Origin of the sequence: Polaribacter sp., assembly GCF_039939415.1 — a bacterium.
GTDB lineage: Bacteria > Bacteroidota > Bacteroidia > Flavobacteriales > Flavobacteriaceae > Polaribacter.
In genome coordinates this window covers 61,124-88,092 of sequence record NZ_JBDVJE010000080.1, presented here as the reverse complement: position 1 = coordinate 88,092, position 26,969 = coordinate 61,124, and the positions used below count along the sequence as shown (strand labels likewise).

Sequence of the window (26,969 nt, the reverse complement as noted above, 5' to 3'; positions counted from 1 at the left end):
GGTGACATTAAATCTTAATCATCATAAAAAACTGTACTTTGCCTTTCTCTGTTTACTTGCAACTTAGTTACATCTGGTCTAGAATAATGACCAACCACATCAAAATTTTGCCTTTCTTCTAAAACGCTATTAAAATCTAAAGTTTCAATAATTAAACCTTCTTTATACAAAACAGGTTCTACTAACCATTCTCCATTTGGTGATGCAATACAAGAACCTCCATTTGCTAAAATTTCTGGTGATTCTTCTAGTATTTTTTCTACATGTGGAACTTCTGCATTAAAATCTGATTTTTGCATTAAACTAGAAACGGAAATCACAAAAGAACGAGATTCTCTTGCTATAAAACGTGTAATATCTTTTGTGTTATGATCGCTCCCAGGCCAAACAGCAATGTGCAAATTTTCTCCTAAACCATATAATGCAGTTCTTGGTAAAGGCATCCAATTTTCCCAACAATTTAAACCTCCAACTGTAAATTCTTTAAGCGGATGCACTTGCAAACCATTTCCATCTCCAGGAGACCAAGTTAAACGTTCATCATAAGTTGGTTGTAATTTTCTATGAACAGATTTTATTGCTCCTGTTTCATCTATATACACTAAAGAACAATAAATACTATGTCCTCCTCTATTTTGAGCGCGTTCCATAATTCCTAAATAAATAGCAATTTTGTTTTCTTTTGCCAATTTACAAATGGAATCTAACTCGCCTTTTTCTATAGTAATAGAATTTCGAACATAATGTGCATGAATTTCTTTATTCACTTTTAAATCCCATTTTGCACCTTCTGTTAATGCTAACCAAAAAGGATAACCTGGTAATAAAGCTTCTCCAAAAACAATCAATTCACAATTTTCTTTTGCTGCATCTATAATTGATTTCTCAATCTTTTCGATTGTTTTTTCTTTGTTTAACCAAACTGGTGAAATTTGTGCTAGTGCTACTTTTAGTAAATTGTTTTTCATAATTTATATTTCAATAGAAACCACCAAACCTTCATTAGCTCTCACATTAAAAACGGTTTGATCTTCAAAAATTAAATATTGTCCTTTTATACCCACTAATTTACCTGTATAATTTGGTGTTTTTATCAAGTTTAGACTTTTGGGTTTTTCTGGATATTGAACCACAGGAAAATTTAAATGAGTTTCAGCATTGTTTTCAATAAAGTATTCTTTCGCTTCTTCTGGTATAAACTCTTTTAATTTATCTCGCCATTCAATCAAATTAGCATCTTCAATATCATTCTTTAACATTTTACGCCAATTCGTTTTATCTGCTACATGATTTTTTAATGCAACTTCTGTAATACCTGCTAAATAACGGTTAGGAACCTCAACAATTTCTATAGCTTCATGCGCTCCTTGATCTATCCAACGTGTTGGAACTTGCTGTTTTCTAGTAACTCCAACTTTTACATTACTCGAGTTTGCCAAATACACAATATGTGGCTTTAATTGTACAGATTGTTCGTAAGCTAAATCTCTATCTTCAATACCTAAATGTGCTTTACTTAATTCTGGTCTCATAATCCAATCTCCAGCATTTGGAGTATCAAAAAAACAAGATTTACAAAAACCTTGTCTGTAAATTTTCTTTTCTAAACCACAATTTAAACATTCGTAAGTAACAAAACTTATAGATATTTCTTTGTTTATCAACTGATTCATGTTAATAAAATCGGTCTTCATATCTAAATAATACTGAATTTGTTCAGCATTCTCTGTTAGCATTTTTTTTAAAACTCCTTGGTACTTCATATAAAATATTTTACTATTTTTATCTAATTATTTTTCGTCATTACGAGTACAACGAAGTAATCTGTAAATTTAAAAATGAGATTGCTTCAAAATAAAAATTTTTCGCAATGACACTAAAACAAACTTACGAATTTCTATGGCGTTTCAAATTATCAATTCTATAATTTCTTGGTTCTTAAAGAAACGAAAACATCAAATAGAATTGTTTTTAAAATATCCTGTAGATGTTCAAGAAGAACTTCTTTTAAAGCTATTAAACACAGCTAAAAATACTAAATTTGGAATTGAAAATGAATTTTCATCAATTAAAAATCATGAAGATTTTACAAAGAAAGTTCCTATTCAGAAATACGAAACTTTTGAGCCTTTAATTGAACGTTGTAGAAAAGGAGAACAAAATTTATTCTGGCCAACAGATATAAAATGGTTTGCAAAAAGTAGTGGAACCACAAATGCAAAAAGTAAATTTATTCCGGTTTCTGATGAATCTTTAGAATATTGCCACATGAAAGCTGGTAAAGATATGTTGTGTTTGTACATTAATAATAATGAAGAAACTCAGCTATTTACAGGTAAAGGTTTAAAATTAGGTGGTAGTTCTGAAATTTATAAAGATAATAATTCTCATTTTGGAGATTTGTCTGCAATTATTACAGAGAACTTACCTTTTTGGGCAGATTTTAGTTCTGCTCCTAGTCAAGAAGTTGCTTTAATGAGCGAATGGGAAACTAAAATGGAGGCAATTATTGATGAAACCATTTATGAAGATATAACCAGTTTAGTTGGTGTACCAAGTTGGATGTTGGTTTTGTTAAATCGTGTTTTAGAAAGAACTGGAAAAGACAATATTTTAGAAGTTTGGCCAAATTTAGAAGTGTATTTTCATGGAGGTGTAAACTTTAATCCATATAGAGAACAGTACAAAAAACTGATACCGAAAGCAGATTTTAAGTATTATGAAACCTATAATGCTTCTGAAGGTTTTTTTGCTATTCAAGATAGAAACAACTCTAAAGAATTGTTGTTAATGTTAGATTACGGAATTTTCTATGAATTTATTCCGATGACAGATTATAAAGGCGAAAATTCTAAAACCATAACTTTAGCTGATGTTAAAAAAGGTGTTGATTATGCTTTGATAATTACCACAAATAGTGGTTTGTGGCGTTATTCTATTGGTGATACCATTCGTTTTACGTGTTTAAATCCTTATCGTATTAAAATTACAGGAAGAACCAAACATTATATAAATGTTTTTGGCGAAGAATTAAATATTGAAAATGTTGAAGATGCTTTAAAGTTAACTTGTGATAAAACAAACTCATGTATTACTGATTATACTGTAGGACCAATTTTTATGAAAGATAAAAAAAGTGGTGGTCATGAATGGATTATAGAATTCAGTAAAAAACCAAATAACATGAATTATTTTACTGAAATTTTAGACAACTCTTTAAAAGCTATCAATTCTGATTATGAGGCAAAACGTTACAACTCTTTAACTTTAGCAATGCCAAAAATACATGAAGCTAAAGAAGGCTTATTTTATAGCTGGTTAAAGAAAAAAGGAAAACTTGGTGGACAACATAAAGTACCAAGATTATCTAACTCTAGAGAATTTGTAGAGGAATTGCTAGAATTATAAAACTATTCTTTTGTACAACTTTCACAATAAGTTTTTCTTAGATATTCATTTTCTAATAACTGAAAAGTAACTCCTTTTTCTAAAGAAGAATTAAACAATTTACAAAACCTATCTTTATTAATATTAATAGCATTTAACATCATTGTTCTGTAATCTTTAGAAGCAACATTATATTTATCTGTAATAGTCAGGTTTAAATAGTAAAACAATAAATCTTCATTAATAGTAATCGTTCTTACTTTATCATCTAATAAATCTATTGCATCATCTTTATCTGAATAATAAGTTAAAAATTGTGCTAAACTTAAATAGTCGTAATCAGATAAATCGAAATTTTCATAGGTATCAATTATAAATTCTAAAGATTCATCTTTTGCATCATATTGTCTTGCTCTCATATTTTTCTGTGCTTTTACAATATGAAAATTCACCAACATTCTATCTATTAATTCTTGTTCTATTTTATACTTTTTAAGATTGAGAATTTCATTTTTAAAATCTGAATTTTTAATTGGAGACCAATTATTTTTCCAAATAATAAACTTTACAACAATTAAATTATACTTAATTCTTTTATTCTTTGGGTCTAATTTTTCTAATTTTTTAAGTTCGTCAAACACAATTTTAGAATATCCTAAACTATATAAGTATTGAAACATACTATTCTTATTTAAAACAGGAACAAATTTTAGTTGTTTTGGCACATTTAATTGTCTAAGTTTTTCTGGTGATTTTTCTTCTTTAATTTTCTCGAAAAGTGAGTTTTGCACAATTAATGCTTCTTCTATATTTTCTTCTTTTATCAATTTATTAAAAGTAGAAATTAAAGTAGTAGTTGTCATTTCTTTATACTTATCTTTTCTTTCAAGATCTAAAGTAATAACTGCTTTTCTATGATTTTTTAAATAGATTTCTAATTCTTTAGAAACGTTACCTACAACTTTTTGCTTTACTTCCTTTTTAGAAAGACCCACCAAATTTTTGTATTTACTTTTAGAAATATCATTTAAAAACTCTACCCAATTTTCTGAAGAAGAAATCTCTGTAGTAATATCTGGTTGCTGAAAAGATTGCATCGATTTTGCAATACTATTTGCACGTAATTTTTGAAGTTCTAAATTACGCTCTGCACTTCCTTCGATAGAAGAATAAGCATTAATATTTATTTTTTTAATATTAAAATCGGTCAGTTTTAAAGAATCATATAGAGGTTTAATATCTTCTGGTAAATATTCTGATTTGTTTTTTTGAAACGGAATTACAAACTTTAATTGCTTGTACTTTGTTACAAACTTATCATTTACACTTTTAATTTTTTTAGACTTATAAGTAAGTGAATCTAAATAAGCTCCCATATCTAACAAATCCCAAGGGTAAGATTCTAAATTATAAATTTGTTGATATCTACACAGTACTTTATTATTTAAGAATAGAATATTAAACTCCAATTCTTCGTCTTTTAGTTCTTCTGGTACAGATCCAACATAAGTTCTGTATCTATCTTTTAAATGAGGTCTAAATCCTCTTATTAATTTCTGAGCGTATACAGGTTTTAAAATTGTTCCTTTTATTTGAACCTTTTCTAATTCTTCATCACAGGTATATCTAGATTTAGAAACAACATCTATTGCAATTCCATCTCCAGATTTTTTAAATAATTTAATTGCCCAAGCTTTATCTGTTACCTGAAAATATAATTTATTTCCTTCTCTACGAATTGAGTAACTAATTTCTTTAGGAGTGGAATTAAAATAGTTGGTAAAATAACTACAATTTTGATTTTGATTTTGAGTAAAAATTATATCATAAGCACTTTGAGCTTTTACTGAAGAAAAACAAAAAATGGAGATAATAATAAGTAAAGTGATTTTTTTCATAGCATTTGATGTATCACGATTAGTAATACATCAAAAATACTAAAAACTGTGGATTCTAAAATAAATTTCACTTGTTAAAACATAACGTAATTAATAAAAATAATACCTTTCTATAATTTAGAATCTAATTTACATTTAACTTTTTGATATCTAAATACCCCAAAATAGCAGTTAATAAAAAACAAAAAACACTATAAAATGTCACAGAAGAGAAACCAATAATTAATGGCATTTTATCTCCTAAAGAAACTGATAAAACACTAAACGAATATGGAAAATAAATGGATTGTTCTGGAGCTTGTGAAACAATAATACCAATAATAGCTAAAAACATTCCAAATCCTAAAGGAACAATAAAGTTTTTAAATCTAAAACTTAACCAAAATTGAATTCCAATAATTCCTAAAGAGGCTATAAATGAAGTTGATAATTCATTTATATATTTAAGATGGTTAGGTTGAAAGTCTAAAAATGCTAAATCTGAATAAATTAATCCTAATAACAATCCACTTAACAAAAGCGTAATATAGTAATATATGTATGTAGTAATTATTGCAAAAACAACAATCGTTAGTTTACCAAAATAGACACTCCATTTTGGAATAGGCAACGAAAATAAATGTTTTATTCCCAAGGATTTGTGTTCAATTTGCATAATTAAACTCGTAATTAGCACAATAAACATAGGAATAAAAAAAGGAGTAGAATTTTCAATTTGAGTAACCATAAATTTTTCCCAGGGATTTATTCCTGCTACTGGAACTAAAGTTTTACGCTCAAAAATGTAAGCTATAAAAAATAATGCAGGAAAAATTATTGCACTAATAATTGTAAGCCAAAATGCAAATGTTCTTTTTAACTTAATAAGTTCGTTTTTTAAACTAGATGTATAATATAATATTGCTGACATAATTTTAATTTTCGGTTAGTGATAAGAAAAGTTCTTCTAGATTGTTTTTAATAGACACTTGATATACTGCTACTTTTTGTGCTCTTAAGGCATCAATAATAAGAGTAATTTCATTTTTATCTTTAACCTCTATCTGTATAAAATCATTAGTTAAAGAAGTATTTTCTTTGCCTAAATTTTCAAAAACAGTCATTGCATCAATAAACTTATCAATTTCAAAATCAACCATTATTTTTTTGCCTTTAGACTCTTTTAAAGCTTTAACGGTATCTTGAAATAACATTTTTCCATTTCTTATAATCCCTACATGTGTGCACGTTTTTTCAATTTCACTTAATAAATGACTCGATATAAAAATGGTAGTTCCAAATTTTTTATTTAAGTCTTTAATTAATTCTCTCATTTCAATTATCCCTTTTGGATCCAGTCCATTTGTAGGCTCATCTAAAATGATTAATTCAGGGTTACTTAATAAGGAAATTGCCAACCCTAAACGTTGCTTCATTCCTAAAGAAAATGCTTTTACTTTTTTATTTTTTGCATACGATAATTTTACAGTTTTTAAAACCTCGTCAATTCTTTCTGATGAAATATTTTGGCGATAATTAGCTGCAATTCTTAAATTTTCAAGAGCATTTAAATGGCTATACAAAGAAGGGTTTTCTATTAAAGCACCTATTTCTCCTAAGCTTCTTAAGCGAGATTTTCCATCAAAAGTTTCGCCAAATAAAGCTACTTTACCCGATTGCTTTTTTAGCAATCCTAAAATTAAACGAATAGTAGTACTTTTTCCAGAACCATTTGGCCCTAGAAATCCATAAATACTTCCTTTTGGAACTTTAAGTTCCAAACTCTCAATGTCTTTTCTTGTCTTGGTATAAGAAAAATTGAGGTTTTGTGTTTCTACAATTAATTGATTCATAATTTGGTTTTATTAGTTTACTTATACTGTAAACGAACCAAATAAAGAAATGTAACAAGAGTAATTTTTAGACTTTACGTTCTACAACATAATCAATCATCGTTAAAAGAGAATCTTTATAATCTGATTTTGGGTAATTTTCTAAAATGGCTAATGCCTTATTTTTGTAATCGTGCATTTTGGTTGTAGTATATTCTATTCCGCCATTTTCTTTAACGAATGTAATTATTTCTTTAACGCGTTTTTTATTCTTATTATGCTTTTTAATAGAATTGATTAACCAAGATTTCTCTTTTTTAGAACAGTTATTTAAAGTATGAATCAAAGGCAACGTCATTTTTTGCTCTTTTATATCTATTCCTGTTGGTTTTCCTATTTTTTCATCAGAATAATCAAACAAATCATCTTTAATTTGAAAAGCAATACCAATGTATTCACCAAATTTTCTCATTTGCTGAACAGTGTCATTATTTGCACCAACAGAAGCTGCTCCAATACCACAACAGGCAGCAATTAAAGTGGCTGTTTTTTGTCTAATAATATCAAAATATACTTCTTCTGTAATATCTAATTTACGTGCTTTTTCAATTTGAAGTAACTCACCTTCACTCATTTCACGAACTGCAATAGATATTAGTTTTAACAAATCGAAATCTTCATTATCAATAGAAAGTAATAATCCTTTAGACAATAAAAAATCGCCAACAAGAACTGCTATTTTATTTTTCCAAAGTGCATTTACAGAGAAAAAACCACGTCTTCTGTTACTATCATCTACAACATCATCATGTACCAAGGTTGCTGTATGAATCAATTCTACAACAGATGCGCCTCTATATGTACGTTCATCAAAACCACCATTAGAAACCATTTTTGCAACTAAAAAAACAAACATTGGTCGCATTTGTTTTCCTTTTCTACGAACAATGTAATACGTTATTCTATTTAACAACGGAACTTTAGAAAGCATAGAATCTTTGAATTTTTTTTCAAAGAGTTCCATTTCGTTATTAATGGGTAGTTTAATAAGTTCTACTGGTTTCATTAATGTTAAACTTATATTAGAGTATTAAAAATAATAAATAATTTATTACGATTTATTAGCTAATTGCCCACAAGCGGCATCTATATCTTTACCTCTAGAACGTCTAACATTAACAGTAATATCATGCATTTCTAAGTTAGAAATATAATTATTTATTGCTGACGAACTTGCTTGTTGAAACTGCCCATCATCAATTGGGTTGTATTCAATTAAATTAATTTTACAAGGTACATATTTACAAAAATCTACTAATGCTTTTATGTCTTCTTTACGATCATTAATTCCATTCCAAACAACATATTCATAGGTAATTGCTCTGTTGGTTTTTTCGTACCAATATTCTAAAGATTCTTTTAAATCTTTTAATGGAAAATTTGTATTAAATGGCATAATAGAGGTTCTAACTTCATCGATTGCAGAATGTAAAGAAACTGCTAAATTAAATTTAGCATCTTCATCTGCCATCATTTTTATCATTTTTGGAACTCCAGATGTAGAAACTGTAATTCTTTTTGATGACATACCTAAACCTTCTGGAGATGTAATTTTCTCTATAGATTTCATTACATTTTTATAATTCATCAAAGGCTCACCCATTCCCATAAAAACAATATTTGTTAATTTACGATTATGGTACAATCTACTTTGTTTGTCTATAACTACAACTTGATCGTAAATTTCATCTGGGTTTAAATTACGCATTCTTTTTAAACGTGCTGTTGCACAAAATTTGCAATCTAAACTACAACCAACTTGACTAGAAACGCAAGCTGTTGTTCTTTTTTCTGTAGGTATTAAAACAGATTCTACAATTAAACCATCGTGTAATTTAATTCCGTTTTTTATGGTACCATCTTTACTTTTTTGCATAGAATCTACTTTGATATGATTAATAACAAAGTTTGCCTCTAACATTTCTCTGGTTTGTTTAGAGATGTTTGTCATTGCATCAAAAGTATGTAAAGACTTGCTCCAAAGCCATTCATAAACTTGATTTCCTCTAAAAGCTTTATCGCCATTTTCTACAAAAAAATCGCGTAATTGTTCTTTAGTTAAAGCTCTAATATCTTTCTTTTTAATCAAGTTTTATTGTTTTAAAAATGGAATTGCAAAAATACGTATATAATTTTAGGTTATTACTATTGTTTGCAAATAGGATGCGTTAGCGATTGCAATGGCATCCTTTTTTGTTCTTTCAAAAAAGATATAATGGAAAGCGCGACCTTTTTAGGGAACGCCAAAAAAAAATAAAACTGACAATGAATTATTGTCAGTTTTATTATATCATGTAATATCTAATTGAATTATATAATTAACATTGCGTCTCCGTAAGTAGAGAATTTATATCCTTCTTTTATTGCTTCTTTATAAGCTTCCATTAAAAAATCGTAACCAGCAAATGCTGCTGCCTGCATCATTAATGTAGATTTTGGCGAATGAAAATTAGTAATCATTGCATTTGCGATACTAAAATCATAAGGAGGAAAAATAAATTTATTTGTCCAACCTTCATAAGCATTTAATTCTTGTTTAGAAGATACTGCAGATTCTATAGTTCTCATTACAGTTGTACCTACAGCACATACTCTTCTTTTTTCTTTTTTAGCTTTATTTATTTTATCTGCTGCTACTTCAGAAATAATAATTTGCTCAGAGTCCATTTTATGTTTAGATAAGTCTTCTACTTCTACAGGACTAAATGTTCCTAAACCAACATGTAAAGTTGTTTCTGCAAAATCTACTCCTTTAATTTCTAATCTTTTTAATAAATGTTTAGAAAAGTGTAAACCTGCAGTTGGGGCAGCTACTGCTCCTTCATGTTTTGCATAAATAGTTTGGTAGCGTTCTTCATCTAATTCTTCTACTTCTCTATTTATAGCTTTTGGTAAAGGTGTTTCTCCTAATTCTAATAATTTAGCTCTAAACTCTTCGTAAGAACCATCAAATAAGAAACGTAAAGTTCTTCCTCTAGAGGTAGTATTATCAATAACTTCTGCTACTAAACTATCGTCCTCACCAAAAAATAATTTATTTCCTATTCTAATTTTTCTTGCAGGATCTACTAAAACATCCCATAATCTATTTTCTGCATTTAATTCTCTTAATAAAAAAACTTCAATTCTTGCGCCCGTTTTTTCTTTATTACCATACATTCTTGCAGGAAAAACTTTGGTATTATTTAACATCATAACATCACCTTCATCAAAGTAATTTATAACATCTTTAAAAAGTTTGTGCTCTATTGTACCTTCTTTTCTATTCAATACCATTAAACGAGATTCATCTCTGTGTTCTGCTGGATATTGCGCTAGTAGTTCTTCTGGTAATTCAAATTCAAAGTGCGATAATTTCATATGTTTATTTGCTTGTAAAAGCGGCAAATATACGATATCGCAATAGGCGTTGTCAAGTGTTTGACTATTTATCTTTAAAGTTCGTCTATTTTAATACCTATTTGTTGCATGTCTTCCCAAAATTTTTGATATGATTTTGTAACCACTTCTGCATTTAAAATATTGATAGGAACTATGAAGGCTAAAGGGGCAAAAGCCATTGCCATTCTATGATCATTATATGTTTTTATTGCAATATTCTTATTAATTATTGATGTAACTTTTAAATGCAAACTTACATCTGTTACAGAAATATTAGCACCTAATTTTGATAATTCATCATGCAAAGCAACTAATCTATCTGTTTCTTTTATTTTTAAAGTATGTAAACCTGTTAAGTTACAAGCAACTCCTTCTGCAAAACAAGTTACTGCAATAGTTTGTGCAATATCAGGGGCATTTTTTAAGTCAATTTCTAATGTTTCTTTTTTAGTTTCTTTCACCTTTTTTAAAATGATGGTATTCTCACCAAAAGTAGTTTCTACTCCAAAATGTTGATAAATTTCTGCCAAACAAGAATCTCCTTGTAAACTTTCTTCTTTATATGCTGATAAAGTAATTTCTGAACCAATTGATGCCAAAGTAGCAATAGAATAAAAATAACTTGCAGAAGACCAATCTGATTCTACAACTACAATTTTACTTTCTATTGATTTCTTTGGAAGAACTTTTATAATGTTTTTTTCAAAACTAGATGCAATACCTAATTGAGTTAATAAACTTAAAGTCATGTTTATATAAGGAACAGAAGTAATTTTACCAATTAACTCTATTTCTAAACCGTTTTCTAATTTTGAAGCTATTAATAATAAAGAAGATATGTATTGGCTACTTACATTACCATTAATTTGCACTTTGTTTTTTATAATTTTTGTTCCTTTTATTCTAATTGGTGGATAACCAACTTTATCTTCATATGTAATATCAGTTCCTAAATCTTTTAAAGCATCAACCAAAATTTCAATAGGTCTGTTTTGCATTCTATCAGAACCTGTTAAAACCACTTCTCTACCTTCTTTTACAGCAAAATATGAGGTTAAAAACCGCATTGCAGTACCTGCATGACCAATATTTACAACTTCATCATTAGTAGAAAGTGCATGTTGCATGTGTACAGAATCGTCAGAATCTGATAAATTTTCTATAGAAAGTTTTGGAAACAAATTTTGAAGTATTAACAATCTATTTGACTCACTTTTAGAACCAGAGATTGTAATTTTCTCTTTAATCTTTTTATTCTTAACAACATTTAACAATATATCCATTTCCTAAAATCTATAAACTAACTTAAAATCATTATTTTTAATGTTTTAAAATTCAAACCAACTACAAATGAAAAAATATATCTTTCTTGCAATTTGTCTATTTTTTATAACAAACGCCAAAGTTAACGCACAAAAAAATGTTAACAAAGTTTCTGAGGAATATTTTAGCGCAATTAAATGGAGAAATATTGGTCCGTTTAGAGGCGGAAGAAGTGCCGCAGTTACTGGAGTTTCTGAAAAACCCAATCTTTTTTATATGGGTTCTACAGGTGGTGGTGTCTGGAAAACCAATGATGCTGGTAATACTTGGCAGAATATTTCTGATGGTTTCTTTGGTGGATCTGTAGGGGCTGTTGCTGTTGCAGAATCTGATAACAATGTAATTTATGTTGGTATGGGAGAAAAAACCGTTCGTGGAAATGTTTCTTCTGGTGATGGAATTTGGAAATCTGAAAATGCAGGAAAAACATGGAAACATATTGGTTTAAAAAACTCACGCCACATTTCTAGAATGAGAATTCATCCTAAAAACTCAGACATAGTTTTTGCTGCAGTAATGGGAGATTTATATAAACCAACACAAGAAAGAGGTGTTTATAAATCTTCTGATGGAGGAGAAACATGGAAACGTGTTCTTTTTTCTGATGAAAATTCTGGAGCAATCGATTTAATAATCGATCCAAATAACCCAAGAATTTTATACGCTACAACTTGGGATGTTAGAAGAACTCCTTATAGTTTATCTTCTGGAGGAAAAGGTTCTGCTATGTTTAAAAGTACAAATGGTGGAGAAAGTTGGACAAACATTTCTACCAATAAAGGTTTACCTAAAGGTATTTGGGGTATTAGTGGCGTTACTGTTTCACCTGTAAATTCTGATATTGTTTGGGCTTTAATAGAAAACAAAAAAGGAGGCATTTATAAATCTATGGACGCAGGTAAAACTTGGAAATTGATCAATTCTGAAAGAAAATTGCGACAAAGAGCTTGGTATTATTCGCGTTTATATGCAGATACGCAAGATCAAGATATTTTATACGTGTTAAATGTTCGCTATCATAAATCTACAGATGGAGGAAAAACATACAAAACGTACAATGCTCCTCATGGAGATCATCATGATTTATGGATAGCTCCAAAAGATAACCAAAGAATGATTATTGGAGATGATGGTGGAGCTCAAATTTCTTTTGATGCAGGAGAAAATTGGAGTACAATGTACAATCAACCAACATCTCAATTTTATAGAGTTACAACCGATAATCATTTTCCTTATAGAATTTTAGCTGCACAACAAGATAATTCTACCATTAGAATTGCTCATAGAACTTCTGGTAGATTTATTGGAGAATCTGATTGGGAATCTACTGCTGGTGGAGAAAGTGCTCATATTGCTGTAGATCCTTTAAATGATGATATTGTTTATGGAGGAAGTTATGGTGGTTTGTTAACTAGAAAAAATCATAAAACAAACGAAACTCGTGCAATTAATGTGTGGCCAGATGACCCAATGGGACATGGAGCTGAAGATTTTAAGTATCGTTTTCAATGGAATTTTCCTATCTTCTTTTCACTAAACAATAAAAAGAAATTATATGCAGCTTCTAATCATTTACATATAACAGAAAATGAAGGTCAAAGCTGGAAAGTAATTAGTCCAGATTTAACAAGAAATGATCCTAAAACCTTAAAATCTTCTGGAGGGCCAATTACCCAAGATAATACTGGTGTAGAATATTATGGAACTATTTTCGCAGCAACAGAATCTGCTTTAGAACCTGGATTAATTTGGACAGGTTCAGACGATGGTTTGGTTCATGTGTCTAAAGATAATGGCACAAATTGGATAAATGTTACTCCTAAAAAAATGCCAGAATGGATGATGATAAATTGTATTGAAGTTGATCCATTTAACAAAGGTGGGGCTTATGTAGTAGGTACAAAATATAAATCTGGAGATTACAAACCATACATCTACAAAACAGAAAATTATGGTAAATCTTGGAAACAAATTACAAAAGGAATTGCTAATGAAGATTTTACAAGAGCATTAAGAGCAGATCCAAAACGCAAAGGTTTATTGTATGCTGGTACAGAAAGAGGCATGTATATTTCTTTTGATGATGGTAAAAACTGGCAAACTTTTAAACAAAACTTACCTATAGTTCCAATTACAGATTTAACAATTAAAAATGATAATTTAATTGCTGCAACACAAGGTAGAGCTCTTTGGATTATTGATGATTTAACACCACTTCATCAATTGAATTCTTCAATTTTAAAAGAAGAAATGGTTTTATACAAACCTAAAGATGCTTACAATATGAGTGGTGGAAATGGTAGAACATCTAGAACACAAGGCACAAATCACCCTGGGGGAGTTGCTATCAATTATTTTATAAAAAAGAAAGAAGAAAAAGATATTGTGTCTTTATCGTTTTTTGACATAAATAATAATCTCATCAAAAAATATTCAACAAAACCAAATAAAGAGCAAAAAGAAGAAGCCTTAAAAATGGAAGATGGTAACAATATTTTCTATTGGAACATGATGTATCCTGGAGCTAAAAAGGTAAAAGGAATGATTCTTTGGTGGGCTTCTTTAAACGGCCCAATGGCTTTACCTGGAACCTATAAAGTAGAATTGGCTGTTAATGACAAGAAATTGAGTCAGAATTTTAATATTATAAAAAATCCTGTTTCAGAAACTACTGAAGCAGACATGAAAGCTCAATTTAGTTTTATTAATGACATTAATAAAAAGATGACAGAAATTCACAAATCTCTAAATAATGTAAAGAAAATTAGAACTCAAGTTGATCTGTTAAAAAAAGCTATAAAAGATAAAAAGAAACACAAAGCGTTGTTAGATTTTGCTGATGCTTTGGTAAAAGATATGACCAAAATTGAAGAAAATTTATATCAAACAAAATCTAAAAGCGGTCAAGATCCTTTAAACTTTCCTATTCGATTAAATAATAAATTAGCTCATTTAAACTCATTAACTAGAATAGGTACTTACGCACCAACACAACAAGCAATCGATTTTAGGAATGAAATAACTAAAGTTATTGATGTAGAATTAGGAAAACTAAATGCAATCTTTTCTATAAGAATAAAAGAGCTAAACAAAAAAGTGAAAGAAAGCGCTATAGATTTAATTCAGTTAGATTAAGAATTGATAGAAATATTACTTTTTAAATCTTAAAGTGATCACTTTTTGTAAATCTTGCAAATGCTGCTACCAAACTAAAAATTTGGTAGCAGCATTTGGCTTTTTATTTAGTTTTGTAAACATACTAGAAACTTTAATTGCTATGTGTTATAGGTAATTTTCTTCTGATTGATACGTAACAAATTGATTCATATTTTAAATTTTTATATTACATTATTCTTAAACAGAACTACAATTGATTCTAAATGATTTTATATCATACATAATCTCTTTGCTTTTAATTGTTTATTTTTGCCAATCAAGATAAATTATGGATAAAATTAAAGGCCTATTTCTTTCTGTTGAGCAAAGTTTTTCTTTGCTTTTTCTTTTAAAATGGACTTTTATCTGTTTGCTTATTGGTAGTTTTACAGGAAGTACTTCTGCTGTTTTTTTATGGACTTTAGAATGGGCTACAAATTATAGAGAAGCAAATATGTGGATTATTGCATTATTACCAGTAGCTGGTTTAGTAATAGGTTTGTCTTATCATTATTTTGGAAAAAGTGTTGTAAAAGGTAATAATTTAATTTTGGATGAATATCATGAACCAAAAAATATAATTCCTTTTAAAATGGCTCCATTAGTTTTTATAGGAACAATTCTTACACATTTATTTGGTGGTTCTGCAGGTAGAGAGGGAACAGCAGTACAAATTGGTGGCGCAATTGCAGATCAATTTTCTAAACTTTTTAAACTTACTAACTTAGATAGAAAAATTGTTTTGGTTGCAGGTATTAGTGCTGGTTTTGCTTCTGTATTTGGAACACCTTTGGCGGGTGCAATTTTTGCTTTAGAAGTTATGGTTATAGGTAGAGTAAAATTTGATGCCATTTTTCCTAGTTTTTTAGCTGCTGTTTTTGCAAATTATTTTTGTGATGTTTGGCATATTTCTCATCATACACATTATACAATTTCGACTATTACAGATTTAACTCCTGCTGCAGTTTTGTGGTCTTTATTGGCAGGAATTATTTTTGGTTTAGTAAGTATGTTGTTTTCTAAATCAACTCATTTTTGGGGAAATTTATTTAAGAAATACATTTCTTATCCACCACTTAGGCCTGTAATTGGCGGAATTGTTTTAGCGCTAACTTGGTATTTAATAGGAACTACAAAATACATAGGTTTAGGCGTACCAACAATTGTAGATGCTTTTAGTATCGATTTAAATTCTTATGATTTTTTTCTAAAATTATTATTCACTTCTTTCACTTTAGGTGCAGGTTTTAAAGGTGGAGAAGTAACTCCTTTATTCTTTATTGGTGCAACTTTAGGTAACGCTCTTGTATGGTTTATACCTATGCCAATGCCATTATTAGCAGGTATGGGGTTTGTTGCTGTTTTTGCTGGTGCAACAAACACACCAATTGCTTGCACAATTATGGGAATTGAATTGTTTGGAATAGAATCTGGCGTTTTTATTGCCTTGGCTTGTACTACTGCTTATTTATTTTCTGGACATTCAGGTATTTATTCTTCGCAATTTATTGGAAGCCCAAAACATCTATTTTTTAATGACGAAAAAGGGTTACAACTAACTGAAATCGAAAATAAAAGAAAGAAGAAATCTTTATAATTCTAACTCATCAACATCTATCCAGTTTTTCTTTTGAGTAACTGTTCCTTTGTCTAAAATCATTACTCCAGGATTTGCTCTAATCATGGTTTTTAAAGTAGTTTCATCACAAAATAAAAAATCGAATGGTAATTGATGCTTTTCTTTAGCAAGAATTAAATCGTCTGTAAAAGAAGCAGAAACACCATAAACTAGATATCCTTTTTCTTTTGCTTTTGTTGCAACTTCTTTAATTGCAGGATATCCATTTTCATCAATTTTATCTAAATTATAAACAATAACCAACATTACTTTTTCTTTTTTAAGTAATTCTGGTGCTAAATCTGATTGCTCATCTTCTAACATAAAATCATGTACTGGAGGTATACTTCCATCTTCTGGGAAAATCATTCCTTGCTCTAAATTCTTACCAATTGCATACGCTCTAAAATCTATAATTGGCAGATGTGTTAATACATGTTGAATAATAAACATGAAAATTCCTAAAGAAATGAATGTAATTAATTTCGGGATTTTTCCACTAAAAATTGGTTTAATATGTTTCAATCCTATCATTAAAATAATGATAAAGGCAATTAAATAAATATTTTTATAAAATGTACCCCAAGTAGATAATTTTACTGCGTCTCCAAAACAACCACAATCTGTAACTTTATTATAATAAGCAGAATACCAAGTTAAAAACAAGAAAACAAGTGTTAATAGAAACAAACTCCATACTGTTATTTTTGGTTTATAACCGATTAAAATCATAACTCCCAATAATATTTCTGCAACTATTAAAACAATAGAAAACAACAATGCATAAGGAATTAAAAACCCCATATTTAATACATCTTCTGCAAAATATTCTTCAAATTTATATTGAGAACCTATTGGATCTACTAATTTTACAAAGCCGGAAAAAATAAATAAGGCTCCTACAATAACTCTTGAAATTTGGACTAGTATTTTCATAAAATATAATTTTTAATTTCTAAATACAAATTTATTCATTCTTCTTAAATTCATTCGAAGTGATAGATTCAACTACTTTTTAAACTTTAAAAACTTTCTAACTATCAAGATGAATCATTGCAAAAACAGCATAATTAATCATGTCTTGATAATTTGCATCAATCCCTTCAGAAACAATAGTTTTTCCTTTGTTGTCTTCAATTTGTTTAACACGTAATAATTTCTGTAAAATTAAATCTGTTAAACTAGAAACACGCATATCTCTCCAAGCTTCACCATAATCATGATTTTTATTCATCATTAAATCTTTGGTAATTTTAGAATGCTTATCATACAATATTGTAGCTTCTTCTGTATTTAAATCAGGGTTTTCCACAACACCTAATTCCAACTGAATTAACGCCATTATAGAATAATTGATGATACCAATAAACTCAGATTTTTCTCCTTCATCTACTTTTCTCACCTCATTTTCTTGTAACTGACGAATTCTTTGTGCTTTTATAAAAATTTGATCTGTTAATGATGGCAAACGTAAAATTCTCCAAGCAGAACTATAGTCACTCATTTTTTTTATAAATAAACTTCTGCATTCATCTATTACAGCATCGTATTGTTTTGAGGTATCTTGCATTTTCTCTTGTTAAAAAGTATTTGTTCAAAAATACTAAATACTATATGCTTTTCATTTATTTTTACAAAAAGAATTTTAAATCTATTCAATTGAAAAAAGTTGTTGTTTTTTGCGGATCTAGTTTAGGGTTTAATCCTATCTACAAAGAAGCTGCTATAGAATTGGCCAATTATTTTGCTAAAAATAACATTGGTTTGGTATATGGAGGTGGAAAAGTTGGAATGATGGGAATTCTTGCAGATACAGTTCTAGAACAAAAAGGAGAAGTAATTGGGGTAATTCCTAAATTATTAGAAAAAGAAGAAGTTGTACATGCAGGTGTAGAAGAAATGATTGTTTGTAAAAAAATGAGCGAACGAAAAGTAATCATGAGTAAATTAATTGATGGTTACATAACACTTCCTGGAGGTTTTGGCACTTTAGATGAACTTTTTGAAGCTTTAACTTTAAATCAATTACATATAGAACAAAAACCTGTTGGACTTTTAAATGTAAATGGTTTTTTTGATGCAGTTTTATTGCAATTAGATAAAATGGTAGAAGAAGGTTATTTAAAACCAACCAATAGAAAAATGCTTTTAGTTGGAACTTCTGTAGAAGATTTAATGCAAAAAATGAATAATTACAAAGCTCCAAAAATAGATCACGTAATTAATAAAGTTATACGTTAAATGACAATAAACTGCAAAGGTACTTTAGTAGATTTAGCATCACCAAAAGTGATGGGAATTTTAAATATTACCCCAGATTCTTTTTTTGATGGAGGTAAATATAAGAACGAATCAGACATTCTAAATCAAACAGAAAAAATGCTTTTAGATGGCGCTACTTTTATAGATGTTGGTGCGTATTCTTCTAGACCTGGAGCAACTCATATTTCTGAAGAAGAAGAGTTACAAAGAATTATACCTGTTGTTAATTTATTGGTTAAAAATTTTCCAGAAATCATAATTTCTGTAGACACCTTTAGAAGTGAAATTGCACAAGAAACTATTAATTATGGAGCAGCAATTATTAACGATATTTCTGGTGGAAACATGGATAAAAATATGTTTACAACTGTTGCTAAATTACAAGTTCCTTATATTTTAATGCACATGTTGGGCACACCACAAAATATGCAGAAAAATCCTGTTTATAAAGATGTAACTCAAGAAATAATTTCTTTTTTTGCAGCTCAAATTAACAAATTACACCAACTAAAACTCAATGATATTATTATTGATGTTGGCTTTGGTTTTGGAAAAACAACAGCTCATAATTTCGAAATTTTAAAAAATTTATCGCTTTTCAAATCTTTAGAAGCTCCAATTTTAGCAGGAATTTCACGAAAATCTATGTTGTATAAAACGTTAGATATTTCTGCCCAAGAAGCGTTAAATGCAACCACTTCTGCAAATACAATTGCATTGTTAAATGGTGCAAATATATTACGTGTACATGATGTAAAAGAAGCTGTTGAAGCTGTAAAAATTGTAAATCAGATTTCTTTTTAGAAGCTATTTCCTGCTTTCACTACTCGCTTTTTTCGTTCCTCAAAAGAGCTCAAACAAACCGTTCAATCAGGGCTAAACTTATTTGTTAACTTTCTGTCATTGCAAAGAATGAAGCAATCTCTTAATTGAGAATTCTAAACATACAGATTACTTCGTCATTCTTACTCATAATGACGTACTTAATTTTTCTTGGCACTCTTTTTGTTAAAGTTATGTTAACTCCAAAAAATCAACTAGTTAAACTTTAATAAACTTTCGAAAGATTTTTTTCGAAAGAAACCCAATTTATTAACTTTTAAACACTAGAAATTATGAGTAGAAAAGAATCTCCCGAAATTAATGCAGGTTCCATGGCAGACATTGCGTTTTTATTATTAATCTTTTTCTTAGTAACCACAACCATGAATGTAGACTCAGGAATTGCAAGTAAAATTCCTCAAAAACAAGAAATACCTCCAATAATTGATATTAATGAACGAAATATTTTAGAAGTCAACATCAATAAAAACAATGCATTGTTTGTAGATGGTAAAACAATAGCATTAAAAGAATTAAAACAAATTGCAATAGATTTTATAGATAATGGAGGTGGTTTAGACATTAATAAAAATAAATGTAATTGGTGTAATGGTTTACAATTAAAAACATCTTCAGATCATCCTACAAAAGCAATTATATCAATAAAAACAGACAGATTAACAACTTATGAAACTTACATTGCTACGTTAGATATTCTTAACACTTCTTACACACATCTAAGAAATAAACTTTCTGTAAAATTATTCAACAAGAATTATGAGCGTTTACTTGAAGAGTATAAGAAATCTAACAACAAGGATAAAAAAATTCAAGAAAAAATAAAACTGATTAGAGAAAAATATCCGCTTTTAATATCTGATGCAGAAATTAATAACTGATATTGTAATCAGCGAATTTATTAGTACTTTAGCCTAAAATCAGTCAATTTTCATGTTCGATTTTATTGAATTTTCTTTGTTAGATGTTTTAGATATTTTATTAGTGGCAACCCTACTCTATTACATTTACAAATTACTTAAAGGTACAGTTGCTATAAATATTGTAATTGGTATTGCCATAGTTTTTGTTATTTGGAAAATTACAGAAGCACTAAAAATGGAAATGCTTAGTGGAATTCTAGGTACGCTTTTAGGCGGTGGAGTTGTTGCATTAATTATAGTTTTTCAGCAAGAAATAAGAAAATTCTTATTAATGATTGGTACAACCAACTTTACCAATAAACGTAGTTTTTTAAAACAATTAAAATTTTTACAAACAGAAATAAGTTCAGAAATAGACTCTGAAATAATTTTAAATGCTTGTAAAAAATTATCAAAAACAAAAACAGGTGCATTAATAGTTATAGAACGTACAAATGCGTTAGATTTTCTAATAAATACAGGAGATAACATGAATGCTCTTATAAATGAAGCTATTATAGAAAGTATATTTTATAAAAATAGTCCATTACATGATGGTGCTTTAATTATTAGAGATAATTATATTGTAGCTACAAGAGTCGTTTTACCAATTTCTGATAGCACAAAAATTCCTGCAAGATTTGGTTTAAGACATAGAGCTGCAATTGGAGTATCAGAAAAAACAGATGCCGTTTGTATATTAGTATCAGAAGAAACAGGAGAAATATCTTATATTAAAGATGGTAGTTTTGTTCTCTTTTCTGATTATGAAGATTTGAACGACAAAATGAAAAAAGACTTAATTTAAAATTAAAAAAAAAAGGTTCTCTAAATAAATAGAGAACCTTTTTTTAATAAAATTGCTAACTTAGTTAGAAGGAGCCATTTTAGATTGAATTTGAGATAAAACACTCTTATACTTTGTTAATTCGCTTGCATCTAATTTAGAAGCTAAAGCTTTCCCTTCTTTTAATATAGCTGCTCCTTTAGAAGCCATACCTGTAATTTTTACAAGATTTCCTTTAGCATCTACATAATTCTTAGCATATTGTGAATATTCTAATAAGTTTTTAGATACTGCTTCATTAGAAAAACTAGGAATTGTAATACCTTCTATAGCAGAAGTTAATCCTTTTTTAGCTTCTTTTACTTCTTCTTTAACACCTTCTACAACTTCTTTTTTTACTTCATCTACTTTCTTTACTGCTTCTTTTTTAGTTTCAACAACTACTTTTTCTAGAGATTTTGTAGCGTCTTTAGTTTCTGATTTACATGAAGTAAATACTAATGCTCCTACTGCTAAGATTGATAATACTATTTTTTTCATCTTTTTGGTTTGTTTTAATTTTGAGCTGTAAAATTACCAAATTTTTAGGAAGATCATCAAATAATAGACGAATTAACATGAAAAATAGGTAGACTAACAAATATAGTAGACAAACTAAGAGGCCTTTTCTAAACCAAATTGTTTTTCATATAGATTTTTATAATATCCATTCTGTTTTTCTAAAAGTTCTGTATGAGTTCCTTTTTCTACAATTAAACCTTTATCCATAACAATAATCTTGTCTGCTTTTTTAATTGTAGCAAGTCTATGAGCAATTACAATAGATGTTCTTCCTTTAGTAATTGTTTCTGTTGCATATTGAATCATTTTTTCTGCATGAGAATCTACAGAAGAAGTTGCTTCATCTAAAATTAGAATACTTGGTTTGCTTACATAAGCTCTTAAAAAAGCAATTAATTGTCTTTGTCCAGAAGACAACATCGCTCCACGTTCTTTTACATTATAATTATAATTATTTGGAAGCGTCATAATAAAATCATGAATACCTATTTGTTTTGCAGCTTGTTGAACTTCATCCAAAGAAATTTTATCATTTTTTAAGGTTATATTATTTAAAATTGAATCTGAAAATAAGAATACATCTTGTAAAACAACTGCAACTTGGTTTCGTAAACTTTCTAAATTATATTCATTTAAAGAAACATTATCTACACAAATAGTACCGCTATCAATCTCGTAAAAACGATTTATTAAATTGATAATTGTAGATTTTCCTGCTCCAGTTGCACCTACAATTGCTATTGTTTGTCCGCTTTTTACATCTAAAGAAATTCCTTTTAAAACCTCTTCATCTTTTATATAACTGAACCTAACATTCTTAAAAGAAATATTTCCTGCAAGTTTTTCTGCTTTAACTGTTCCGTTTTTAACAATACTACTTTCTGTATCTATTACATTAAATACTCTTTCTCCAGAAACAATACCCATTTGTAATTGGTTAAATTTATCTGCAATCTGACGTAAAGGTCTAAATAACATTTGTGCCATTTGTACAAAAGCCATTACAGTTCCTGGACCTGGTACTGTGCCATTAATAATTTGTTTGCTTCCAAACCAAACTATTAAACCAATACCAATAGAAGATAAAATTTCTGCAATTGGAAAGAAAATTGAGAAATACCAAATTGTTTTAACATAAGCTTCTTTATGCTTATTATTAATCTCTTTAAAGTTCTTATATTCAATGTTTTCTCGATTAAAAAGTTGTACAATTTTCATTCCGGTAACTCTTTCTTGTACAAAACCATTTAGATTTGCTACTTGGTTTCTAACTTCTTGAAAAGTTGCTTTTATAGCTTTTTGAAAAATTCTTGTTGCGTAAATTAAAATTGGTAAAACTGCTAAAGCGATTAAGGCTAATTTCCAATTAAAATAAAACATTAATGCAGCTACTGCAAACATTTGTAAAATATCACTTACAATTGTAAAAACACCACTACTAAAAAAAGCTGCAATGGTTTCTATATCAGAAACAACTCTTGTTACTAATTTACCTACAGAATTGGTATCAAAATAAGACATTTTAAATTGTAAAATATGTCTAAAAATTTTGGCTCTTATATCTCTAATAATGTGTTGACCTACCCAGTTTGCAAAGTAGATAAATGAAAAACGAAGTAATACTTCTAAAAGCACCACACCAAACATAATCATTACATTAGTTATAAGACCTTCTGTATCTTTTTCTGTAATATATTTATCTACAGTTTCTTTTATTAAATAAGGATTTAAAAGAGAAACTAAAGCCAATAAAATTGTTGAGGCAGTTGCTATAAAAAAGTTTAATTTATAGCGTTTTGCAAAAGACATTAGTCTAATAAAAATCTGTAAATCAAAAGCTTTTCCTGTTTTATCTGCCAAAATTTAATATTTTATGTCTGTTAAAAATAATCCTTTTGCAGGAACTGACAATCCTGCATTTCCTCTATTCTTACTCTCAATAATTTTTCTAAATTCTTTTATTGATATTTTTTCTAAGCCAACATCTACTAAAGTACCAACAATGGCTCTTACCATGTTTCTTAAAAAACGATTTGCTGTAATATAAAAAGTTAATTCATCTCCTTTTTGTTTCCAAACTGCTTCTGTTACATTACAATTATATGTGTAGACGTCTGTTTTAACTTTAGAAAATGTTTGAAAATCTGTATATTCTAATAACAAACTGGCTGCTTCATTCATTAAATTTATATTTAATCTCTGAGAATAAATTTGCCAAGAAAAATCTAATAAAAAAGGGTTTCTCCCCATCCAAATTTTATATTCATAACTTCTACTTATTGCATTAAAACGTGCATGATGTTCTGCTTCTACAAGAAAAACTTTATAAACTACAATATCTGAAGGTAAAAGAGAGTTTAACTTATGAGGTATATCTCCTTTCAATTCTTTTTCTAAATCGAAATGAGCAAACATTTGTGATGCATGAACGCCAGTATCTGTTCTACCAGCACCAACAACTTCAATTTTTTCTTGAAAAATTGTACTAATGGCTTTGTTTAATTTTTCTTGTACAGAAATAACATCTGGTTGAATTTGCCAACCATGATAATTTTTTCCGTTATAAGAAAGTTCTATAAAATATCTCAAGAAAATATGTTTTTAGTAGCCCTCAAAATTACGGAATTTATTTTGTTATGATTACATTTGATGTTAATAGAGACGTTAAACTTTTCTTACTATTTCTTTACATGAAGAAAATATTGTTATTATCTGACACTCATAGTTTTATTGATAATCAAATTTTAAAGTTTGTAAAACAAGCTGATGAAGTTTGGCATGCAGGAGATATTGGAAATTTAGAAGTTACAGATTCTATAAAAAAACTAAAGCCTTTACGAGCCGTTTTTGGAAATATAGATGGAGCAGATGCAAGAGCAGAATTCCCTTTAGATGCTAAATTTGAAGTAGAAAAAGTTTCTGTTTGGATAACCCATATTGGTGGTTATCCTAATAAATATTATACAAGAATAAGAGATGAAATTAAATTAAACCCTCCAAAAATATTTATTTCTGGACATTCTCATATTTTAAAAGTACAATATGATAAAAAATTGAATTTGTTACATTTAAATCCGGGTGCAGCAGGTAATCATGGATTTCATAAAGTTAGAACAATGTTGCGTTTTGAGTTAGATAAAGGTGAAATAAAAAATATGGAAATTATAGAACTTTCTAAACGAGGTTAATTTCTTCTTTTTCTAAAATTGGTAGTAAAACATTAATTACTGTCCCATTATTTTTAACAGAATCTATAAAAAAATCTCCTTGCATCATTTGAATTCTTGCTTCAATTTGATTTAAACCTAAACCATCTTTATTGGTTATTAATGTTTTATCAAATCCAACACCGTCATCAACTATTTTAAAAGACAATTTTCCTTCAATTTCATGCATCTCAATCATTGCATTCTGAGCTTTACTATGTTTTAAAATGTTATTTATAAACTCTTGAATAATGTTATACACTTTAATTTCAAAATTTTGATGATATCTTCTTGTATCACCAATATTTGTATCAATTTTAATTTTAGAATTAGAATATTTATCTGCCATATCTTTTAATGCATATTCCATTCCAAATTTTAATAAAACAGAAGAAACAAGAGTATGAGATAAGTCTCTAATTTTTTGAGAAGCTTCAGTAATAATTTCTTGTGTTTTATCAATTTCAATAGGTGTATTACCATTAAATTGACTTCTTGTAGCTTGTAAGTGAAGATTTGCAGAAGATAATAAAGCACTTACACTATCGTGTAAAGTTTCTGCAATTTGTTTTCTTTCAGACTCTTTACCATCTATTGTTGCATTTAAAATTCTAACTTGAGACTCAGATCTTATTTTTTCTATATTTTGGTGTTGAATTAATTCTGATTGAGAAAGTTGAAGTCCTAAATTTTTTTGCTTTAATTTATAATAGTTTAACCAAAATAATAATGAAAGAATTATAATTAAACTACCTATACCATAAATCCAAAAAGTTCTTTGGTCTTTAAGGCGCTTGTTTTCTTCTTGCTTTAAAACTAACTTTTTTGCATTGTTAACATCATATTTAGCGTTAATCGTTTTTACTATTCCTCTAAATTCATTATCTCTTAATTCATCTTTTATAACATAAGAATCTTCTTGAAATTCATAAGCTTTATAATCTTTTAACTTATACATTGCCCAAGATAAATTACCATATAAACTAGCTTTAAATCTTACAGCCTTTGGGCTTTTATTATTCTCTATTAATTCTAGTCCCTCTAAATATATTTTTTTTGCTAAATTATAATCTTCTTCAATTAAATATATACTTGCTAAATTACCCAAAGCAGCAGCATGATTAATTTTATCATTTCTTGACTTATGAATTTCTATTGACTTATTTGCAAAATTCTTTGCATAATCATACAAAGAGTCATTTATATACAAAGCTGATAAATTACTATAAGCCACTGCTTTAGTGTCTAAAATATTATCATCTAGAGAATTAAAATCTATAACTTTATTGTAATAATACAAAGTGCTATCTCTATAAAATTTTAAAGTATCTCTCTCTTTAAGTCTATGGTATGAACTTCCTAACCTAAGGTAATTTTGTATTAATAAAAAATTATTATCATAATTAATACCTTTCTTATCTAAAAATATTGAATTTTCTAATATATTATTAACATTATTTCTGAAATATTTTATACCATCTTTAAAACTAGATGTTTCATAGAAAATATTACCTATTATATAGTTAGTTTTAAAAAATACTTCTTTATTCTTATTTTTAGAAATATCAAGTAGATTAAACGCATTTTTTAATGCTAAATCAAATTTTTTCTCTACATATATACTATCAATACTTTCAAGCTTCTTAATTAAAGTACTGTCATTTAATTTTATATGAAAAGAAGTTGTATTAAATACAACTTCTTTTTTATTGGATAACGTTTCAAAAAAAATAGCTAAAAATAATATTAAAATTATTTTACTTAATGTTTTCAATAT

23 protein-coding genes are annotated in these 26,969 nt (G+C 28.2%); 8 read left to right on the top strand and 15 right to left on the bottom strand.

Translation table 11 applies throughout. The features are described 5' to 3' along the window. Positions 1-14: 14 nt before the first annotated feature. Positions 15-968 carry a carbon-nitrogen hydrolase family protein gene (locus ABJG40_RS13455; RefSeq protein ID WP_348025106.1) on the bottom strand — a complete coding sequence of 318 codons (954 nt, stop codon included), beginning with the start codon at positions 966-968 and terminating at the stop codon, positions 15-17. Positions 969-971: 3 nt separating this feature from the next. Further along, positions 972-1,763 carry a DUF2797 domain-containing protein gene (locus ABJG40_RS13450; RefSeq protein WP_348025105.1) on the bottom strand — a complete coding sequence of 264 codons (792 nt, stop codon included), beginning with the start codon at positions 1,761-1,763 and terminating at the stop codon, positions 972-974. 136 nt (positions 1,764-1,899) lie between these two features. Here ABJG40_RS13450 and ABJG40_RS13445 point away from each other — a divergent pair, with 136 nt between their 5' ends. Further along, positions 1,900-3,408 (top strand): GH3 auxin-responsive promoter family protein, encoded by a 1,509-nt coding sequence (locus ABJG40_RS13445; RefSeq protein WP_348025104.1) that lies wholly within the window; start codon positions 1,900-1,902, stop codon positions 3,406-3,408. Between the two features lie 2 nt (positions 3,409-3,410). Here the strand turns inward: ABJG40_RS13445 and ABJG40_RS13440 are convergent, their stop codons facing one another. The 7 genes from ABJG40_RS13440 to ABJG40_RS13410 form a co-directional block, all read right to left on the bottom strand. Beyond that, positions 3,411-5,285, bottom strand: coding sequence for a hypothetical protein (locus tag ABJG40_RS13440; RefSeq protein WP_348025103.1), 1,875 nt, complete (start codon positions 5,283-5,285; stop codon positions 3,411-3,413). 124 nt (positions 5,286-5,409) lie between these two features. Beyond that, complete coding sequence (locus ABJG40_RS13435; RefSeq protein ID WP_348025102.1) at positions 5,410-6,195, bottom strand: ABC transporter permease; 786 nt, start codon at positions 6,193-6,195, stop codon at positions 5,410-5,412. 4 nt (positions 6,196-6,199) lie between these two features. Next, on the bottom strand, positions 6,200-7,117 hold the full coding sequence (locus ABJG40_RS13430; protein WP_348025101.1) for an ATP-binding cassette domain-containing protein: 918 nt from the start codon (positions 7,115-7,117) through the stop codon (positions 6,200-6,202). 67 nt (positions 7,118-7,184) lie between these two features. Next, on the bottom strand, positions 7,185-8,162 hold the full coding sequence (locus ABJG40_RS13425) for a polyprenyl synthetase family protein (protein WP_348025100.1): 978 nt from the start codon (positions 8,160-8,162) through the stop codon (positions 7,185-7,187). A gap of 45 nt (positions 8,163-8,207) precedes the next feature. Then, on the bottom strand, positions 8,208-9,245 hold the full coding sequence (rlmN, locus tag ABJG40_RS13420) for a 23S rRNA (adenine(2503)-C(2))-methyltransferase RlmN (RefSeq protein ID WP_348025099.1): 1,038 nt from the start codon (positions 9,243-9,245) through the stop codon (positions 8,208-8,210). A 221-nt stretch (positions 9,246-9,466) separates the two neighbouring features. After that, entirely contained in the window at positions 9,467-10,516 is a 1,050-nt protein-coding gene (gene queA, locus ABJG40_RS13415) for a tRNA preQ1(34) S-adenosylmethionine ribosyltransferase-isomerase QueA (protein ID WP_348025098.1), read from the bottom strand. A gap of 74 nt (positions 10,517-10,590) precedes the next feature. Then, positions 10,591-11,820, bottom strand: coding sequence for a 3-phosphoshikimate 1-carboxyvinyltransferase (locus ABJG40_RS13410; RefSeq protein WP_348025097.1), 1,230 nt, complete (start codon positions 11,818-11,820; stop codon positions 10,591-10,593). 67 nt (positions 11,821-11,887) lie between these two features. Here ABJG40_RS13410 and ABJG40_RS13405 point away from each other — a divergent pair, with 67 nt between their 5' ends. Further along, entirely contained in the window at positions 11,888-14,995 is a 3,108-nt protein-coding gene (locus ABJG40_RS13405) for a glycosyl hydrolase (protein ID WP_348025096.1), read from the top strand. A 310-nt stretch (positions 14,996-15,305) separates the two neighbouring features. Next, positions 15,306-16,613 carry a voltage-gated chloride channel family protein gene (locus tag ABJG40_RS13400; RefSeq protein WP_348025095.1) on the top strand — a complete coding sequence of 436 codons (1,308 nt, stop codon included), beginning with the start codon at positions 15,306-15,308 and terminating at the stop codon, positions 16,611-16,613. Here ABJG40_RS13400 and ABJG40_RS13395 read toward each other — a convergent pair. Both ABJG40_RS13395 and ABJG40_RS13390 read right to left on the bottom strand, forming a co-directional pair. Then, positions 16,608-17,570, bottom strand: coding sequence for a DoxX family protein (locus ABJG40_RS13395; RefSeq protein WP_348025094.1), 963 nt, complete (start codon positions 17,568-17,570; stop codon positions 16,608-16,610). The genes ABJG40_RS13400 and ABJG40_RS13395 overlap by 6 nt on opposite strands. Before the next feature lie 97 nt (positions 17,571-17,667). After that, the gene (locus tag ABJG40_RS13390) at positions 17,668-18,204 is read right to left on the bottom strand and encodes a DUF1599 domain-containing protein (protein WP_348025093.1); all 537 of its coding nucleotides are present in this window, start codon (positions 18,202-18,204) and stop codon (positions 17,668-17,670) included. Positions 18,205-18,293: 89 nt separating this feature from the next. On the opposite strand from ABJG40_RS13390, the gene ABJG40_RS13385 reads away from it, so the two are divergent. The 4 genes from ABJG40_RS13385 to cdaA all read left to right on the top strand — a co-directional run bounded on the left by ABJG40_RS13385 (position 18,294) and on the right by cdaA (position 21,446). Then, positions 18,294-18,875 carry a TIGR00730 family Rossman fold protein gene (locus tag ABJG40_RS13385; RefSeq protein ID WP_348025092.1) on the top strand — a complete coding sequence of 194 codons (582 nt, stop codon included), beginning with the start codon at positions 18,294-18,296 and terminating at the stop codon, positions 18,873-18,875. After that, the gene (gene folP, locus ABJG40_RS13380; RefSeq protein WP_348025091.1) at positions 18,876-19,700 is read left to right on the top strand and encodes a dihydropteroate synthase; all 825 of its coding nucleotides are present in this window, start codon (positions 18,876-18,878) and stop codon (positions 19,698-19,700) included. A 311-nt stretch (positions 19,701-20,011) separates the two neighbouring features. Next, positions 20,012-20,617 (top strand): biopolymer transporter ExbD, encoded by a 606-nt coding sequence (locus tag ABJG40_RS13375; RefSeq protein WP_348025090.1) that lies wholly within the window; start codon positions 20,012-20,014, stop codon positions 20,615-20,617. Positions 20,618-20,669: 52 nt separating this feature from the next. Then, positions 20,670-21,446, top strand: a complete 777-nt coding sequence (gene cdaA / locus ABJG40_RS13370) for a diadenylate cyclase CdaA (protein ID WP_348025089.1) — start codon at positions 20,670-20,672, stop codon at positions 21,444-21,446. 60 nt (positions 21,447-21,506) lie between these two features. On the opposite strand, the gene ABJG40_RS13365 is transcribed toward cdaA, so the two are convergent. The 3 genes from ABJG40_RS13365 to truA all read right to left on the bottom strand — a co-directional run bounded on the left by ABJG40_RS13365 (position 21,507) and on the right by truA (position 24,575). Beyond that, a complete protein-coding gene (locus ABJG40_RS13365; RefSeq protein ID WP_348025088.1) occupies positions 21,507-21,965 on the bottom strand; it encodes a hypothetical protein in 459 nt (152 codons plus the stop codon). A 114-nt stretch (positions 21,966-22,079) separates the two neighbouring features. Further along, positions 22,080-23,846 carry an ABC transporter ATP-binding protein gene (locus ABJG40_RS13360; RefSeq protein ID WP_348025087.1) on the bottom strand — a complete coding sequence of 589 codons (1,767 nt, stop codon included), beginning with the start codon at positions 23,844-23,846 and terminating at the stop codon, positions 22,080-22,082. A gap of 3 nt (positions 23,847-23,849) precedes the next feature. Next, complete coding sequence (truA, locus tag ABJG40_RS13355; RefSeq protein ID WP_348025086.1) at positions 23,850-24,575, bottom strand: tRNA pseudouridine(38-40) synthase TruA; 726 nt, start codon at positions 24,573-24,575, stop codon at positions 23,850-23,852. 101 nt (positions 24,576-24,676) lie between these two features. Between truA and ABJG40_RS13350 the strand changes: the two genes are divergently transcribed. Beyond that, positions 24,677-25,174 (top strand): metallophosphoesterase family protein, encoded by a 498-nt coding sequence (locus ABJG40_RS13350; protein WP_348025085.1) that lies wholly within the window; start codon positions 24,677-24,679, stop codon positions 25,172-25,174. Here ABJG40_RS13350 and ABJG40_RS13345 read toward each other — a convergent pair. Beyond that, a complete protein-coding gene (locus ABJG40_RS13345) occupies positions 25,161-26,966 on the bottom strand; it encodes an ATP-binding protein (RefSeq protein ID WP_348025084.1) in 1,806 nt (601 codons plus the stop codon). The genes ABJG40_RS13350 and ABJG40_RS13345 overlap by 14 nt on opposite strands. Positions 26,967-26,969 lie beyond the last annotated feature (3 nt).